General features: G+C 72.6%; 12 protein-coding genes. 5 read left to right on the plus strand and 7 right to left on the minus strand.

Annotated features, from left to right (window positions below; genetic code table 11):
* Positions 1 to 11 precede the first annotated feature (11 nt).
* The gene (locus BLA60_RS36000) at positions 12 to 2,387 is read left to right on the plus strand and encodes a transglutaminase TgpA family protein (protein WP_075137596.1); all 2,376 of its coding nucleotides are present in this window, start codon (positions 12 to 14) and stop codon (positions 2,385 to 2,387) included.
* A 4-nt stretch (positions 2,388 to 2,391) separates the two neighbouring features.
* Here BLA60_RS36000 and BLA60_RS36005 read toward each other — a convergent pair whose 3' ends face one another.
* The 3 genes from BLA60_RS36005 to BLA60_RS36015 all read right to left on the minus strand — a co-directional run bounded on the left by BLA60_RS36005 (position 2,392) and on the right by BLA60_RS36015 (position 7,132).
* Positions 2,392 to 4,926 (minus strand): FAD-dependent oxidoreductase, encoded by a 2,535-nt coding sequence (locus BLA60_RS36005; RefSeq protein WP_075137544.1) that lies wholly within the window; start codon positions 4,924 to 4,926, stop codon positions 2,392 to 2,394.
* An 86-nt stretch (positions 4,927 to 5,012) separates the two neighbouring features.
* Positions 5,013 to 6,581: an aldehyde dehydrogenase family protein gene (locus BLA60_RS36010; protein ID WP_075137545.1), complete on the minus strand. Its 1,569-nt coding sequence runs from the start codon at positions 6,579 to 6,581 to the stop codon at positions 5,013 to 5,015.
* Positions 6,582 to 6,724: 143 nt separating this feature from the next.
* Positions 6,725 to 7,132 (minus strand): DUF3040 domain-containing protein, encoded by a 408-nt coding sequence (locus BLA60_RS36015; protein WP_075137546.1) that lies wholly within the window; start codon positions 7,130 to 7,132, stop codon positions 6,725 to 6,727.
* A gap of 218 nt (positions 7,133 to 7,350) precedes the next feature.
* Between BLA60_RS36015 and BLA60_RS36020 the strand changes: the two genes are divergently transcribed.
* The 3 genes from BLA60_RS36020 to BLA60_RS36030 are packed head-to-tail and all read left to right on the plus strand — an operon-like array spanning position 7,351 to position 10,128.
* Positions 7,351 to 8,352 (plus strand): PHP domain-containing protein, encoded by a 1,002-nt coding sequence (locus BLA60_RS36020; RefSeq protein ID WP_075137547.1) that lies wholly within the window; start codon positions 7,351 to 7,353, stop codon positions 8,350 to 8,352.
* Positions 8,349 to 9,107 (plus strand): SIR2 family NAD-dependent protein deacylase, encoded by a 759-nt coding sequence (locus BLA60_RS36025; protein ID WP_075137597.1) that lies wholly within the window; start codon positions 8,349 to 8,351, stop codon positions 9,105 to 9,107. The genes BLA60_RS36020 and BLA60_RS36025 overlap by 4 nt, the downstream gene beginning before the upstream one ends.
* 46 nt (positions 9,108 to 9,153) lie before the next feature.
* Positions 9,154 to 10,128: a penicillin-insensitive murein endopeptidase gene (locus tag BLA60_RS36030; protein ID WP_075137548.1), complete on the plus strand. Its 975-nt coding sequence runs from the start codon at positions 9,154 to 9,156 to the stop codon at positions 10,126 to 10,128.
* On the opposite strand, the gene BLA60_RS36035 is transcribed toward BLA60_RS36030, so the two are convergent.
* From BLA60_RS36035 to BLA60_RS36045, 3 genes are read right to left on the minus strand one after another with little or no spacing between them, the layout of a single operon-like run.
* On the minus strand, positions 10,116 to 11,273 hold the full coding sequence (locus BLA60_RS36035) for a hypothetical protein (RefSeq protein WP_075137549.1): 1,158 nt from the start codon (positions 11,271 to 11,273) through the stop codon (positions 10,116 to 10,118). The two genes, BLA60_RS36030 and BLA60_RS36035, sit on opposite strands and share 13 nt — an antisense overlap.
* Before the next feature lie 49 nt (positions 11,274 to 11,322).
* A complete protein-coding gene (locus BLA60_RS36040; RefSeq protein WP_075137550.1) occupies positions 11,323 to 12,591 on the minus strand; it encodes a DNA polymerase IV in 1,269 nt (422 codons plus the stop codon).
* 41 nt (positions 12,592 to 12,632) lie between these two features.
* Positions 12,633 to 13,355, minus strand: coding sequence for a class I SAM-dependent methyltransferase (locus tag BLA60_RS36045; RefSeq protein ID WP_075137551.1), 723 nt, complete (start codon positions 13,353 to 13,355; stop codon positions 12,633 to 12,635).
* Between the two features lie 34 nt (positions 13,356 to 13,389).
* On the opposite strand from BLA60_RS36045, the gene BLA60_RS36050 reads away from it, so the two are divergent.
* Positions 13,390 to 14,265: a ParA family protein gene (locus BLA60_RS36050; protein ID WP_075137552.1), complete on the plus strand. Its 876-nt coding sequence runs from the start codon at positions 13,390 to 13,392 to the stop codon at positions 14,263 to 14,265.
* 333 nt (positions 14,266 to 14,598) lie between these two features.
* Here the strand turns inward: BLA60_RS36050 and BLA60_RS36055 are convergent, their stop codons facing one another.
* Positions 14,599 to 15,465, minus strand: coding sequence for a hypothetical protein (locus BLA60_RS36055; RefSeq protein ID WP_075137553.1), 867 nt, complete (start codon positions 15,463 to 15,465; stop codon positions 14,599 to 14,601).
* Between the last annotated feature and the right edge of the window lie 8 nt (positions 15,466 to 15,473).

The following is a 15,473-nucleotide window of genomic DNA, read 5'->3' on the forward strand; positions in this document are numbered from 1 at the left end:
CGCAGTGGTCGATGACCGTGACCCCGGTGGTCGCGGCGGTGACCACGCTGTGCGCGTCGCTCGCGCTGGCCGGGGTGATCGAGGGGCTGCGCTGGTGGGGGTACGCCGGGGTGGCGGTCACCGTGGTCACCGCCGTCGGGCTCGGGCTGCGGGCGATGCGCACACCGATCCTGCTGGTCGGGTTCGCGCAGATGTTCGCCCTGCTGTGCCTGCTGGTGGCGCTGTTCACCGACAGCGGGGTGCTGGGGCTGCTACCGGGACCCGACGCGTTCGCCGACCTGGGCGCCGTGCTGCGGGACTCGGTGGAGATCGTGCGGACCGGGGTGCCGCCGGTACCGGCGAACTCGGCCGTGCTGTGCCTGGTGGTGATCGCGATCGGGATGGTCGCGGTGCTGGTCGACACGCTCGCGGTGTCGGCCGGGACACCGGCGGCGTGCGGGCTGGTGCTGCTGTGCGTGTACGCGGTCCCGGCCTCGCTGGCCGACGAGATGCTGCCGTGGTGGGCGTTCGTGCTCGGCGCGGTGTCCTTCGCCGCGCTGCTCGCGGTGGACGGGGCGCACCGCCACCAGCAGTGGCGCAACCGGCCGACCGTGCAGGGCACCGGCGGCGGTGTCGGGTCGCCGACCGCGCTGGTCGGCGGCGCGGTGGCGATCGCGCTGGTCGCGGGGGTCTCGGTCACCGGCATCGGCACCGTCGGCCAACTGCCCGGCGGCGGCAGCGGGCCCGGCTCCGGCGGGCTGGGACTCAACCCGTTCACCTCGCTGCGCGGCATGCTCGACCAGGACGGGAACACCGAGCTGTTCCGGGTGTACGACCTCGGCGAGGAGGCGCGCTACCTGCGTGCCGTGACCCTGTCCGAGTACGACGAGAACGGCGGCTGGCGCCCCCCGGACGAGATGCCCCGGGGCTTCGACGCCGGTGACCCGCTGCCGGCGCCGCCCGGCCAGCAGATCTTCAGCACGGGCAACTCCGTGGAGATCACCATCGAGTCGGTGAACTCGGTCGACGTGTGGGCTCCGGTGGCCGGCACGCCGATCCGGCTGGCGAACCTGCCCGACGACATGCGCTACGACCCGGAAAGCGGCACCGTCTACGGCTCCAGCAAACGCAAGCTGCCGACCTACATCGAGCACGCCGACCTCAGCCAGCCCTCGGCGGAGGCGCTGCGCGCCGCCCGACCGGCCCGCGCCAACGACATCAGCACCGTCTACACCGTCCGCGAGGGCATCGACCCCGAGGTCGTCGGTCTGGCCGACCGGCTGACCCGCGGCCGGACCAACGTGTTCGACCAGGCCATGGCCATCCAGAACTACTTCGGCCCGGCCAACGGGTTCACCTACGAGACCAGTACGGCGGCCGGCAGCGACGAGGACGCGCTGCGCGACTTCCTGTTCGAGAGCAGGACCGGCTACTGCGAGCAGTACGCCTCGGCGATGGCGGTGCTGCTGCGCGCGGCCGGCATCCCGTCGCGGGTGGCGATGGGCTACACCGCCGGTGTGCAGACCGGTGAGTACCGCACGATCACCTCGCAGAACGCGCACGCCTGGGTCGAGGTGTTCTTCCCCGGCGCCGGCTGGGTGCAGTTCGACCCGACCCCGCTGACCGACGGCACGACCTACCAACCGCCCTACGCCGAGGAGAGCGACACCACCGTCCCCGAGGACGACCCGGCCAACGAGACCGAGGCGACCACGACCGCGCCGGTGCCCTCCGGGCCGGCGACCGACCCGCGGGACCAGGCCGACGCCGGAGCCGACGGCGACGACGGCGAGGACGCCGCCGCCTCACCGGTCTGGCCGTGGTGGACGGTCGTCGGGCTCGTGGTGCTCTCGGCCGCGGTCACCGTGCTGGCGGCGATGGCGGCGCGGTCCCGGTTGCGGCGCCCGGCCCGACGGGTCCCGCTGCGGGCGCTGGCGGCCGGGGCGTGGGTGCTGACCGTGGTGTTCGCGGCGGCCGTGGTGTCCTGGTGGCTGCTGGTGTTCGTCGTGCTGGCGCTGCTGGCCGGGGTGCCGGGGATCGCGCGGGAACGGGTGCGGGTCCGGCGGCGCCACCAGATCCAGGCCAGCGGCCCGGCGGCGGCGTCCTCGGCGTGGGCGGAGCTGGTGGCGGAGTCGGCCGACCGGGGTGTCGAGCCGAGCGAGACCGAGACGCTGCGCGCGGCGGCCCGGCGCCTGGCCAACCAGCACGAACTCGACCAGGACAGCCGCCGGGCGCTGCGCACGGTGGTCGCCGAGGTCGAGCGGTCCTGGTACGGCGGCCAGAACCCGGACCCGGCGCTGACCGCCGCGTTCGACCGGTTGATCGCCGGCCTGCGCCGGACCAACCCGATCGGCTGGCGGGCGCGGCTGTTCCCCCGGTCGATCCTGCGCCGCCGCTCCCGGCGGTGATCCCTCAGCTCACGGTGAGGTCTCGGAACAGCGCGCGGCCGAGCACGCGGGCGTGGGCGCAGGTCAGCACGCCGACGTCCTGGGTGGCCGCCGCCGGCAGGTCCACCGCGCCGACCTGGCGCCAGGTGCCGTCGAGCAGCACCGAGCCGGTGAACCGGGTGCCGGACCTGGCCAGCCGCAGCCGCGCCGGGTAGGGCGTCGGCGAGAGTTCGAGGCGGGCGACCGAGTCGAGCCGGCCGTCGCCGCTGGCGTCCCACAACAGCAGGAAACCGTTGGCGGGCTTGGCGACCAGCGCGACGTACCCGGTCGACGAGCCGGGCGCGCGCAGGTCGTCACGGATGACCAGGCCGGCGCGGGCGTTGGGGTCGGTGGCGTCCTGGGACACCAGGGTCACCTCGGCGACGGTGTCCGGTCCGGCGGCGCCGGGGCGCAGGATCGCCCCGTACTCGTCGGCGCCGGTCCACAGGTCGCTGCCGCCGGCCAGGATCGCGAGGTCGGCGCCGCGCTGGCCGAAGTGCGCCTCGGTGGACGCGGCGGTCGCCAGTGCCGGGTCGAGCGGCTCGGCGACGGTCACCGTCCGGGAGACGGTGTAGGCGACCCGCTCCCCCGCCACGGTGTACCCGGCGTCGGCGGTGAGCGTGGCCGGGGCGAGCAGTTCGGCGGGGGCTCGGGCGGTGAGCGACCAGGTCGCGGTGAACGCGGCCCCGGCGGCCAGGGCCGGCGCGGTCTGGGGGCCGTCGGGGGTGCGCGGCCAGTCCGGCGGCGCGGCCAGGTCCAGCGACACCTCCTCGACCGGCGCGCCCTCCTCGTTGCGCACGGTCGCGGTCACCTCGGCGGGTTCGCCGACGGGCAGCGACGCCGGGGACTCGACGGTCACCGGGCCCTGGCCGGGCGGCCAGGTCAGCACCATGCCGTCGGCGAGCAGCCCGCGCCGCAGCGTCGGGTACGGGACGTCCTGCACGGCCGTGCCGCCGTCGACGGCGAGCGAGGCGGCGGCCGCGGCGGCGTGCCCGAGCAGCATGAACACCGGTTCCATCCGCGCGGAGCCGAACGCGATGTGCGAGGCGGACAGCGCGACCGGGACGACCAGGTTGGCGCACTCGCCGCGCGCCGGCACGATCGCCCGGTAGGAGATGCCGTACGGGCCGGCCGGCCCGACCTGCACGTCGCCCTCGTTGCGGGCCAGGCCGTCGACCACGACCCGTGCGCAGTTGTGCGAGTCCATGTTGTAGGAGGCGAGGCCGACCGGGTCGGGGGCCGTGGTGGTCCAGCGGCAGTCGTGTTCGGTGACCACGTAGTCGGCGACCATCCGCCGGCCCTCGCGGATGTACAGCTCGTGCGGCCAGCCGCCGGTCTCACCGAACTCGTCGGCCGGCAGGCCCCAGGCGCTGACCTCGGCGCGGACCGCGGCCGGCACGGCGGGGTCGTTGGCCAGGAAGTACATCAGGCCCTGCTGGTAGCGCAGGTGGTCGTCGAAGATCCGCTGGCGGGTCTGGTGGTCGCCGGCCGGCCAGGCGTAGTTGCGGCCGATGTTGTCGCTGCTCACGGCGCCGTTGTTGTTCAGGTCGGTCTTGCCACCCGGCATGGGGGTGTTGAGCCGGATGGCGTCCCAGACGCCGGCGTCGAGGTAGCGGCGCAGCAGTTCGTAGCGGGTGGGGTCGTAGCCGGTGGGGCGCGGGAAGGGCAGCCGGTCGGCGGCCTTGGTCAGGCACAGGCGGAAGTTGAACGCCTGGATGCGGTGGTCGCCCTCGCCGGGGTCGCCGGGCGGTTCGGACTGGATACCGGGCAGCAGTCCGCTGGCCGGGTCGCCGGGCACGACGTAGGGGTCGATCGGCTGGCGGAACTGGTGGCCGGTGCGGAACTGGACGCCGTTGAGGGTCTCGCCGTAGGTGGCGTTGGACTCGCGGCCGACGGTGTGGCTGACGCGGGCGGCGGCCATCAGGTCGCCCTCGTAGCTGGCGTCGATGTACACCGAGGCGCGGAAGACCTTGCGGTTCTCGGTGCGCAGCGCGGTGATCCGGTCGCCGGCGAGGTCGACGCCGGCCAGGCGGTGTTCCCGGTAGACGGGCACGCCGGCCTCGACGACCCACTCGTCGAACACCCGCTCGGCGATGTGCGGTTCGAAGGCGAAGGACTCGGCGCGGCCGTAGTGCGCGCCGACGCGGCGGTAGAACTCGCGGGCCAAGCCGCCGATGGCGTCGATCTTGCCGGTGTCGGTGGCGCCGAGGCCGGAGGAGGTGAGCCCGCCGAGGTGGCGGCCGAACACGACCAGGGCCACCGACCGGCCGGCCCTGGCCGCGCGGACGGCGGCGGCCACCCCGGCGGAGGTGCCGCCGTAGACGCACACGTCGGTGCGGACCTCGCCGGGGTCGGGCCGGACCGGGTACCAGTAGCGGGGCCCGGCCGGGCGGCCCGGCTCGGCCGTGGCGGTGGTCGGCCCGGTGGCCAGCCACAACGCGGCCGCGCCGGCACCGCCCAGGACCGTGCGCCTCGTCAGTGGTGTCGTCGGTTCAGCTGACTGCTGGTGCTCGTTGACCATGAGGCGCCCACCTTTGGGTCGAAACCAACCAACTTTCGCAACGTAACAACAAAAGTCGGGTCAGCACAGACCGAAGTGGGCGAACCTCAGACCGTCGGGTAGCGGCTGTAGTCCGGGAAGTTGCCGTAGAGCAACTCGTCGGCCGGCCCCTGGGTGACCGCGTGCACCAGGTGCACCCCGCCGACGAACGCGCCCTTCCACGACCCGCCGCGACCACCGAACGGCTCCTCGCGGTCACCCCGCGACCGGGGCTTGTTCACCCCGACCTTGAACGCCTGCACGTGCTGGGCCAGCTCACCGGCCAGCTCCGCGTCGTCACAGGCGATGGTCGCCACCAGCGCACCGTTGGACGCGTTCATCTGCGCCAGCAGCTCGGCCCTGGTGTCCACCACGACGATCGTGTCCACCGGCCCGAACGGCTCCTCGTGCATCAGCCGGGACGCGCCGGGCGGGGCCAGCAACGCCGTCGGCGCCACGTAGGCCGAGGTGTCCTGACCCGGCAGGAACCGGCCCTCGTCCAGCGACCCCCGGTACAGCGGCACCGCGCCGTGATGGAGCGCCTCGTCGACACGTTTGCGCAGGTCGGAAGCCTTGGTCGCGGAGATCATCGGGCCGAAGTCCAGCTGCGGCAGCTCGCCGTCGCCCTCGGCGTCCACCGCCAGCGGGTGCCCGAAGCGCGCCGAGCCGACCACCGGCAGGTAGGTCGCCAGGAACGAGTCGACCAGGTCGCGCTGCACGACGAACCTCGGGTAGGCGGTACAGCGCTGCTTGGCGTACTCGAAACCCTTGCGCAGGTGCGCGGCCAGCCCGTCCCAGTCGGAGAACTCCCAGATGCCCCAGCAGTTGAGGCCTTCCTGTTCCAGCATGTGCCGCTTGCCGGTGTCCACCAGCTGCGCGGCCACCTTGCCGCCGTTGTCCCGGCCGCCGACGAAGGCCAGCGCGCCGATCTCGGTCGAGCGGACCAGCGCGCCGGACAGCTTCGAGCCGTCCCCGGACAGCAGCGTGACCGGCAGGCCGGCGTCGTTCATCAGCGCGTGCGCCACGGTCAGGCAGACCGCGCCGCCCTGGGTCGGGGTCTTGGCGATGACCGCGTTGCCGGCCAGCAGCTGCACCAACTCCGCGTGCACGAGCACCGACATCGGGTAGTTCCAGCTGGCGATGTTGCTGACCGGGCCGGGCAGCGGGGTGCGCTCGAACGCGCGGCCCTGGGCGTCGGTGGCCAGCATCTGGTCGATGTTGTCCAGGTACCAGCGCACGCCGTCGAGGGCGCGGTCGACGTCGGCGCAGGCCAGCCGCCACGGTTTGCCGATCTCCCAGGCCAGCAGCAGCGCCAGGTCGTCGCGGACCCCCGCCATCGCGTCGACGGCCGCGCTGACCCGCGCTTTGCGGTCGGCGAGCGGGACCGCCGCCCACTCGCGGTGCTGCTGGTGGGCGGCCGAGACGGCCTTGAGCGCGGTCGGCTCGTCCACCTTGGACAGCGCGCCGATGGTGGTGCGGTCCACCGGGGAGACCATGGCCGACCGCTCGCCGCCGTCCTGCCAGCGACCCTCGTGGAGATTGCGCAGCCGGTCACCGGAGAAACCTGAGGGGGCGATGTCGGCGACACGCTCGGCAACGCGTGTCCACTGTGCGTGCTCGGGAATCCGTAGGCCCATGGCAAACCTCTTCTCAGAAGCGGGGTGCCAGGACAATGCTGCCGCATGCCTGCTCAGGTGGGACTCGTCGTGCGGTAGACCTCACGCACGAAAGATCGCCGGGTGCTGACCTGCCAACCCCCGGCGATCCAGACGAACCGGACCTATGGTTCGTCTTCGAACCGCTTGCGGAAGCGGTCCTCCATTCGCTGCGAGAACGAGCTTCGGCGTGCCTTGGGCGTTCCGCCGCCCTCGGCATCCTCGGTAGCGCCTTCCTCACCTTCGGTTCCGCCGTGGCGAATGGCGGACAGGGTCAGCAGCGCTCCGAGGAACATGACCAGGAAACCGAGCAAACTGACGACCGGGACGCCGCCGGGTTTCAGCGGCAGGATCACACCCAACACGAGCAGCGCTACGCCCAGGACGAACAGCGCGATGCCCTGTAGGCGTCGCCGCCGGGAGGGGCGTCGCAGGCGGGCGCCGCGCACCGTGGATGCGAACTTGGGATCCTCGGCGTAGAGCGCACGCTCAATCTGGTCGAGCAGTCGCTGCTCATGCTCGGAGAGTGGCATTCGTTCCTCCTCCGGCACAGCGTGTCGCGAGCGCCGGGCGATCACGGTGGTTGGCCGCCGGACCCGGCGGGCGCCCCGCTCCGGGGGCGTCACTCCCCAGGATACGAGCCGCGAGGCTCCGCGACTACCCGATCCGGAATCATGGTCGTATGCATCAGCAAAACCCGGCTCGACGCGAGTGTGGCACGAGCCGGCTTGAGCACCGTCAGGTGGGGTGAATGAAGCCGTCCCGAGCACTGCGACAGATCGCCTTCCTGCTGGAACGCTCCGGTGAGCCCACCCACAAGGTCGTGGCCTTCCGGCGGGCGGCGGGGGTCGTCGACGGTCTTGCCGAAGGAGAGCTGGAGTCCAGGCTGAGGGCAGGAACACTCTCCGCGCTGCCCGGAATCGGCCGCACGACCGGCACGGTCATCACCGAGGCGGCCCGCGGCGACCAGCCGGCCTACCTGGCCAAACTTCTCGAACCGGGCATAGTGCCGGTGGCCGGCGGCGAGGCCATGCGCACCGAGCTGCGCGGCGACTGCCACACCCACTCCGACTGGTCCGACGGCGGCAGCCCGATCCGGGAGATGGCCGAGGCGGCGATCATGCTCGGCCACGACTGGATGGTGCTCACCGACCACTCCCCCCGGCTGACCGTGGCCAACGGCCTGTCGACCGGGCGGCTCACCGAGCAGCTCGACGTGGTCGAGGCACTCAACCGCGAGCTGGCGCCGTTCCGGATCCTCACCGGCATCGAGGTCGACATCCTGGACGACGGTGGACTGGACCAAACGCCGGAGCTGCTGGCCCGTTTGGACGTCGTGGTGGCCAGCGTGCACTCCAAGCTGCGGATGGCCGGGCCGGAGATGACCCGGCGGATGGTGGCCGCGGTGTCCGATCCGAACGTCGACATCCTGGGTCACTGCACCGGCCGGCGGGTGGTCGGCCGCACCCGGCCGGAGTCCGACTTCGACCCGGACGTGGTGTTCGCCGCCTGCCGGGACAACAACGTGGCCGTGGAGATCAACTCCCGGCCCGACCGGCTGGACCCGCCGCGCCGGCTGCTGACCAGGGCGCTGGAGCTGGGCTGCGTGTTCTCCATCGACAGCGACGCGCACGCCCCCGGCCAGCTGGACTGGTTGCCCTACGGCTGCGAGCGCGCGCAGGAGTGCGGGGTGCCGCCGGAGCGCGTGATCAACACCCGGACCGCGGAGGACCTGCTGGCGTGGCGGTCATGAGGGAGCCGGACACGGTGGCCGACGCGGCGCGGGCGCTGGCCGGGGCGTCCCGGGTGGCGGTGCTGTCGGGGGCGGGCATCTCGACCGAGTCCGGCATACCGGACTTTCGGGGACCGAACGGACTGTGGACCCGTGATCCGTCCAGCGAACGGCTGTCCTCACTGGAGGCCTACCGGTCCGATCCGGACGTTCGACTCCGGTCCTGGCAGGCCCGGCTGACCCATCCGGTGTGGACCGCGCTGCCCAACGACGGCCACCGCGCGCTGGTCGCCCTGGAGCGGGCGGGCCGGCTGGCCGCGATCCTCACCCAGAACATCGACGGCCTGCACCAGAAGGCCGGCTCGGACCCGGAGCGGGTGGTGGAGCTGCACGGCTCGATGTTCGACACGGTGTGCCTGGGGTGCGCGGACCGGCGGCCGATGAGCGCGGCGCTGGAGCGGGTGCGCGCCGGCGAGGCGGACCCGCCCTGCCTGGACTGCGGCGGCATCCTCAAGTCGGCGACGATCTCCTTCGGCCAGGCACTGGACCTGGCGGTGCTGCTGGCGGCCAAGGAGGTCGCGCAGAGCTGTGAGGTGATGCTGGTGGTGGGCAGCTCGCTGGGCGTGCAGCCGGCCGCCGGCCTGGTCGGGCTGGCCGCGCGGGCCGGGGCGGCGGTGGTGATCTGCAACGCCGGCCAGACGCCCTACGACCACCTGGCCACGGCGATCGTGCGCGAACCGCTCGGCGAGGTGCTCCCGGCACTGGTGAGGGCTTGACGTAGACGCTTACGCTTCTGGTGATTTGTCACCATAATGTGGGTTCATGCCCACCCTGCGCCGTTCCCTGCTCGCGCTCGCCGCCGGCCTGGCCGTGTTCGGCACGCTGCTGTTCGCCACCCCGGCCAGCGCCTACGCCAACGCCTTCTTCCACACCCAGACCACCGGCAACCGGGGCGTCGACGTCCAGACCATCCAGTACCTGCTCACCCACCACGGCCACCAGACCACCGCCGACGGCATCTTCGGCTCCGGCACCACCGCCTCGGTGCGCGCGTTCCAGACCAGCAAGGGCCTGGCCGTCGACGGCATCGTCGGCCCGGCGACCTGGGCCGCGCTCGTGCCGCAGATCAGCCAGGGCGCCAGCGGCCCCGCCGTGCGCGCGCTCCAGGTCCAGCTCAACGAGAAGCGACGGCTGTCGCTGTCGGTCAACGGCACCTTCGACGCCGCGACGACCAGCGCCGTGCGCACCTTCCAGCAGCACGCCGGCATCGGTGTCGACGGCATCGCCGGCCCGGTGACCTGGCGCAACCTGGTCTGGCACTACGGCTACCCCGACCTGTCGGCCGGACTGTGCGACAAGGACCCCGACGGCAACGGCACCGCGAACTGGGCCACCGCCGCCGGAGTCGCCCAGCTGGAACGGGCCACCAGCGTGTTCGCCGGCACCGGCAACGGCCAGGTCCCGCTCGGCGACGCCGGCTTCGAACACGGCGGCTCCATCCCCGGGCACTCCTCACACCAGGTCGGGCTCGACGTGGACATCTGGCCGATCCGCACCGACAGCGCCCAGTGCACCGCCGGCCGGATCACCTGGCGGGACGCGGCCTACGACCGCGACGCCACCCGGGCGCTGGCCAGGGCCATCCGCGACGCGGCCCCCGGCCACGTGCGGCTGATCTTCTTCAACGACCCGGTGCTGATCCAGGAAGGCCTGACCACCCAGTACCCCAACCACGACAACCACCTGCACGTCCGCTACTGCGAACGCGTGCACCCCAACAGCCTCTACACCTGCTGAGGGAGGTCGACGAGCGGCAGCTTCATCCGCCGGTAGCGGTAGCTCTGCTGACTCAGCCGCTGGCCGACCTCGTGCACGACGTCGGCCAGCAGGCCGACCAGCTCCTCGTCGTCGAGCTGACCCGGCGTGTAGGCGGTGATCCGGCCGACCGGCGGCGTCTCGTCGTCCTCGTCGGGCGGGTCGGACTCCAGCAGCAGCCCGCAACGCCGGGTGCGGTCGTCCAGCGGCAGCCAGTCCGCCAGGTCGGCCAGCACCTGGCGGCGGAACGTGTCGTCGGTCGAGCGGACCGCGAACATGATGTCCACCAGGGGGTGGGCGCTCGGGTCCGGCTTGTCGAAGCTGGTGGCGTTGTAGTGGTCGGCCATCCACTCGTAGGCCACGATGCTCAGCCGGGGCCACGCGGCCTCCACCAGCAGCGTCACCGACACCTCGTCGGCGCCGTCGCGCACGGGTGTCTGCCACGCCTCCCCGTGCCGGCCGTGGATGTCGATGCGACGCAACGACTCCGGGCGGGGCCGCACCGGAACCGGGTCGACCACCATGCCCTCGGCCAGGACGCCGCGCGGGATCGACCGGTACAGCTCGGTGGCCCGGTCGTGCACCGTCTCCAGCTGGCGGGCGCTGACCAGCTCACCGTCGAGCCACACGACCATCGCGTCGCCGTCGAGACGGAAGTTGACCCGCTCGCGCGGGCCGCCGGTCATCATCGCCCGCCGCAGCCGGGGACCGACCACCCGCTCCAGCAACGCCGGGTTGTCGCACTCGACCCGGTAGACGTCGTCGAACTCCTCGCCGTCGCCACCGAGCCACTCGACCTGCAACGGCGCGACCTCACCCGGCAACTGCAACACCAACGCGACACAGGCCCCGTCCCCTTCGGCATCGTGCCAACCGAAGTGGGTGATCAGCGATGGTCGTCCGGCGCACGACCCGACCAGCAGGACCCGTTCGATCGCGCCCTCGCCCCGATCGAACGGCGGTCCCTGGACGAACAGGTGCACGCGGGCGTCCCGCCGGTAGATGTACCCGTTGCGCACCGCCCACCGGCCCGGCATCGTCCTCGGACGCCCACGCAACCGGCGACGAAGATGGATCGCGGCGACCAGCAGCAGGATCCCGACGACGATCCCGACGAAGACTCCCATGGCGCTCCCCTTCCCGGCCGACCCCGCGCCCACACCGGTCAGGCCATCTTCACTCCGGCCGGCCACCCCCGCTCGCTGAATCACGGTCACGTTCGAGCAGACTCGCCGGGCGGACGGCGGCACCGCCGAACTTGGCGCGTGCCTGATCAGCGGCCTGGTCGGCGTCGCGCCAGCCGCGCTCGGGGGCGTCGAGGAGCAGTTGGCGGCCGGACTCCTCACCGAGCTGCTCGACCCGGACGCCGATCAGCCGGATGGCGCCGGGCGGGGTCTGCTCGTCGAGCAGCCGGCAGGCCGTCCGGAAGATCTCCTGGGTGACGTCGGTGGCGACCGGAAGCGTCCGCGACCGGGTGATCGTGGTGAAGTCGGAGAACCGCACCTTGATCGACACCGTGCGCCCGCACAGCCCCCGCCCCCGCAACGCGGCCGCCGTCCGCTCCGCGAGATGCAGCAGTTCCCGCTTCACCCCGTCCCGGTCGGTCCGGTCGACGTCGAACGTCTCCTCCGCGCCGACCGACTTGTCGACGGTCTCGGGCTCCACGCGCCGCTCGTCCCGCCCGTTGGCCAGGGCATGCAGATGCTCGGCGGCCGCGTTGCCCACCGTGCGCCGCAACCGCGCCAACGGCGTCCGCGCCACGTCCCCGACCCGGTTGAGCCCGACGGAGGTCAACCGCTCGGCCGTGCGCTGCCCCACCCCCCACAACGCCGACACCGGCAGCGGGTGGAGGAACTGGAGGATCTCGCCCTTGGGCACCACCAACATCCCGTCCGGCTTGCACAGTCCCGAGGCGAGCTTGGCCACGAACTTCGTACTGGCCACCCCCACCGAGCAGGTGATCCCGTGCTCCGCCTCGACCCGCGCACGAATCGACTCGGCGACCTGGCCGGGCGTGTGGGCCAGACGTCGAAGGGCGCCGCTCACGTCGAGAAAGGCCTCGTCGAGACTGAGCGGCTCGACCAGCGGGGTGACGTCACGAAAGATCGCCATCACCCCGGCGGAGACCTGTTGGTAGAGGTGGAAGGTGGTCGGGAGGAACACGGCGTCCGGACACAGGCGGCGCGCGTGGGCCGTGGGCATCGCGGAGCGGATACCGAACGTTCTCGCCCGGTAGTTCGCCGAGCTGACGACGCCCCGGGGGCCTGTTCCCCCCACGACGACCGGGCGCTCACGCAGGTCAGGTCGCTCACGAATCTCGACGGAGGCGAAGAAGGCGTCCATGTCGACGTGCAGGATCGGGCAGGCGGTGTCGTCGGGCCAGCGGCCGTCGGTGGCGCGGTACCGGTCGACGAGGCCGCGTGGTAGTTGTCCGCTTCTGCCCATGGTCGGAGCCTCTCATGGAGGACCGACGGTGTCCGACGACCTCACACCCTGCGGCCAACGGCATGCAACCGTGTGGCCAGGTCTCGCAGCGGCACCACCCCCGCGACCCTCAACTCCAACTCGGCCAACGCCTCGACAGCCCCGGAGTCCTCCTCCAACACCCCACCGGGAACGAGATCACTCAACACTCCCTGCCCCTGCAACGACTCCACGACCAACCCGGCCCCCGCCAGCAAACTCCCGACCCCGTCACTGTCGAACCGCCGCAGCAGCCCTTCCTCCGGCAGCCGGCCATCGGGATCGTCGACCAGTCGGCGGGCCTCCGCCAGACGTCCGGCGACCGCCCGGTGGACCACCGCCGCCGCGCGGTTGGCCACGAGCACCGACACCGCCCCGCCGATCTCCACGGCACCGGCCATCGCCGCGACCGTCGACCGGGGGTCGTCGACGATCTCCAGGACGCCGTGGGCCAGAACGAGGTCCATGGAACCCGCCGGGACCGCGTCGGCGAGGGACTCGCTGTCGGCCGGGATGGCGGTGACCCGGTCGGCCACGCTCGCGTCCTCGACCCGACGGGACAGGGTCGCCAGCGCGTTCGGGTTCGGTTCGAGGACCGTGACCGCGCAGCCGGCGACCGCCAGCGGCACCGCCAGCACACCGCTACCACCACCGACGTCCAGCACCCGGGGCGCCCGACCGTCCCGGCGGCGTCGCGCGGCCGCCAGTTCGGCGTCGAGGGTCTGACGAACTGCATCCGGTCGCATGGAGCAAAAGGGTAGGCCCCGTAGGGTTGTCGGCGTGCAAACGGTGGCGGTGCTCAGCCTCAAGGGTGGTGTCGGCAAGACCACCATCGCGCTCGGCCTTGCCTCGGCCGCGTTGCGTCGTGGTGCGCGCACGCTGGTGGTGGACCTCGACCCCCAGTGCAACGCGACGACCACGCTCGACCCCGAGGACACCAAGGCCACGGTCGCCGACGTCCTGGAAACGCCCCGGCCGGCCGTGCTGCGCGACGCGATCACGCACAGCGCCTGGGGCGAGGAGGTCGACGTGCTCGTCGGCTCCGAGTCCCTCGAACTGCTCAACGACCAGGACTCCGACCCGCGCCGGCTGGAGAAGCTGGCCAGGGCGCTGACCGAACTCGGCCCCCTGCTCGAAGAGGACTCCCTGCCCTACCAGCTCGTCCTGCTGGACTGCCCGCCGTCGCTGGGGCGGCTGACGCGCTCGGCCCTGCGCGCCGCCCACGGCGCCCTGCTGGTGACCGAGCCCACGATGTTCGCCGTGTCCGGGGTGCAGCGGGCGTTCGAGGCCGTGGAGAACGCCCGGGAGGAGCACAACCCGGTGCTGTCCCCGCTGGGCATCGTCGTCAACCGGGTGCGCCCCCAGTCCTACGAGCACCAGTACCGGATCGCCGAGCTGCGGGAGCAGTTCGGGCGGCTGGTGATGCCGGTGGCGCTGCCCGACCGGCTGGCCGTACAGCAGGCGCAGGGCGCGTGCGTGCCGATCCACCAGTGGCAGACCCCCGGCGCCCGCGAGGTGTCGCTGGCGTTGAACCTGTTGCTGGCCAGGGTGTTGCGCACCAGCGGACGCGGTCGCCACCGCACCGAGACCTGGCCGGAGTCCGACACCGACGAGGCCAGCGGCGACACCGACAGCACCGTCGTCACCGACACCTGACAGTGGGCCGCGCGTCCGCCGTGAGCGAAGCGCGGTAAAAGACTTTGTCGAGACCCCTCGTCAGGACGTAATCTCGCGGTACACGAGAGAGGAGGTGGTCCAACAGTGAATTGCTATCGGACTCGTGAGGTGGCTGTCCGCTAGGACCACCGACCGGACAGATGTGGTTGGGCCGGCTGCGCAACACGGCTGACACCAGCACCGCTGGTGCCGTAGACGCGCGGTGTGGTCGGCGAATACCAGGCAGTCACCCGGCCCCCGGAGCTCTCAGGGACCTCGTCCGACCCTGAGCCCGCGCCCTTGACGGAGCGCGGGAGACGCCCGGGGGTCGCATCATTTCTCCCCCAGGTCCTCCAGGACCCGCTCGGCCTGCTGCACCTGACGCCAGGCCTGGCCGGCCCGCCGCTCGGCGTCCTTCACCGACCGGCTCGCCGAGCCCACCCGCCGCCGCGCCTCCTTCTCCAGCGCCTCGGCGGCGTCCAACTCCTCGTACACCCGCCGGACCCGCTCGGTCGCCTCGTCGGCGGCGCGCTGCGCGTCGACGAGGATCCGTTCCTCCTCGGCGCGGTCGGCCTCAGCTTCCTTGACAGCTGACCGCGCCCGCTCCAACTCGGCCCGGGCCGCCGCCACCTCGCGGGCCCGCGCGGCCGACTCGCGTTCGGTCGGCTCGGCGCGCGGCTGGCGCGGGCGGGCCACCGGCGACGCGGGCTGGCCGCCGCCGCTCGGCCAGGTCGCGACCGTGACGTTCTTGGCCGAGGTGAGCCGGCCGGTGAGCAGCGCGCGGGTCACGTCCGGGTCGGCGACGGCCGTGGTGAGGATGTCCTCCAGCTCCCGGACCACCGACTCGGTCAGCGGCGACCCGGTGAGCGCGCCGGCCCGCTCGATGAGCCGGGCCACGAGCTTGGTCCGCTTCTGCGACAGCGCCCGCAGTTCGTTGCCGTCGAGGTTCGCGTGGGCGGCGCGCAGCGCGTCCCCGACCTCGGCGACCTGGTCGAGGTCGGCGGACGGGTCGCGGGCGAGCTGGTTGGCCAGCCACGCGGACGTCGTCGGCTTGGCGAGCTTGTCGATCTCCTTGGCAACGTGCTGGTCACCCTGGTCACGGGCGGCCTTGGCCAGTTCCTTGCGGCGGCTGGTGAACGATTCGCGGGCGCCGGCGTAGAGCTCGTCGGCCGCGGAGTCCAGATCGACGGTGTCGGGCACGCCACCAT

The sequence above is a fragment of the Actinophytocola xinjiangensis genome (genome assembly GCF_001921215.1).
In the GTDB taxonomy this organism is placed as follows: domain Bacteria; phylum Actinomycetota; class Actinomycetes; order Mycobacteriales; family Pseudonocardiaceae; genus Actinophytocola; species Actinophytocola xinjiangensis.

Excerpts from the sequence above, each read along its gene's own strand:
- BLA60_RS36025 (WP_075137597.1), top strand. The coding sequence starts at position 8,349 with ATGAGGGAGCCGGACACGGTGGCCGACGCGGCGCGGGCGCTGGCCGGG.
- BLA60_RS36030 (WP_075137548.1), top strand. The coding sequence starts at position 9,154 with ATGCCCACCCTGCGCCGTTCCCTGCTCGCGCTCGCCGCCGGCCTGGCC.
- BLA60_RS36010 (WP_075137545.1), bottom strand. The coding sequence starts at position 6,581 with ATGGGCCTACGGATTCCCGAGCACGCACAGTGGACACGCGTTGCCGAG.
- BLA60_RS36045 (WP_075137551.1), bottom strand. The coding sequence starts at position 13,355 with ATGCGACCGGATGCAGTTCGTCAGACCCTCGACGCCGAACTGGCGGCC.
- BLA60_RS36000 (WP_075137596.1), top strand. The coding sequence starts at position 12 with ATGACCGTGACCCCGGTGGTCGCGGCGGTGACCACGCTGTGCGCGTCG.
- BLA60_RS36020 (WP_075137547.1), top strand. The coding sequence starts at position 7,351 with ATGAAGCCGTCCCGAGCACTGCGACAGATCGCCTTCCTGCTGGAACGC.
- BLA60_RS36005 (WP_075137544.1), bottom strand. The coding sequence starts at position 4,926 with ATGGTCAACGAGCACCAGCAGTCAGCTGAACCGACGACACCACTGACG.
- BLA60_RS36040 (WP_075137550.1), bottom strand. The coding sequence starts at position 12,591 with ATGGGCAGAAGCGGACAACTACCACGCGGCCTCGTCGACCGGTACCGC.
- BLA60_RS36035 (WP_075137549.1), bottom strand. The coding sequence starts at position 11,273 with ATGGGAGTCTTCGTCGGGATCGTCGTCGGGATCCTGCTGCTGGTCGCC.
- BLA60_RS36015 (WP_075137546.1), bottom strand. The coding sequence starts at position 7,132 with ATGCCACTCTCCGAGCATGAGCAGCGACTGCTCGACCAGATTGAGCGT.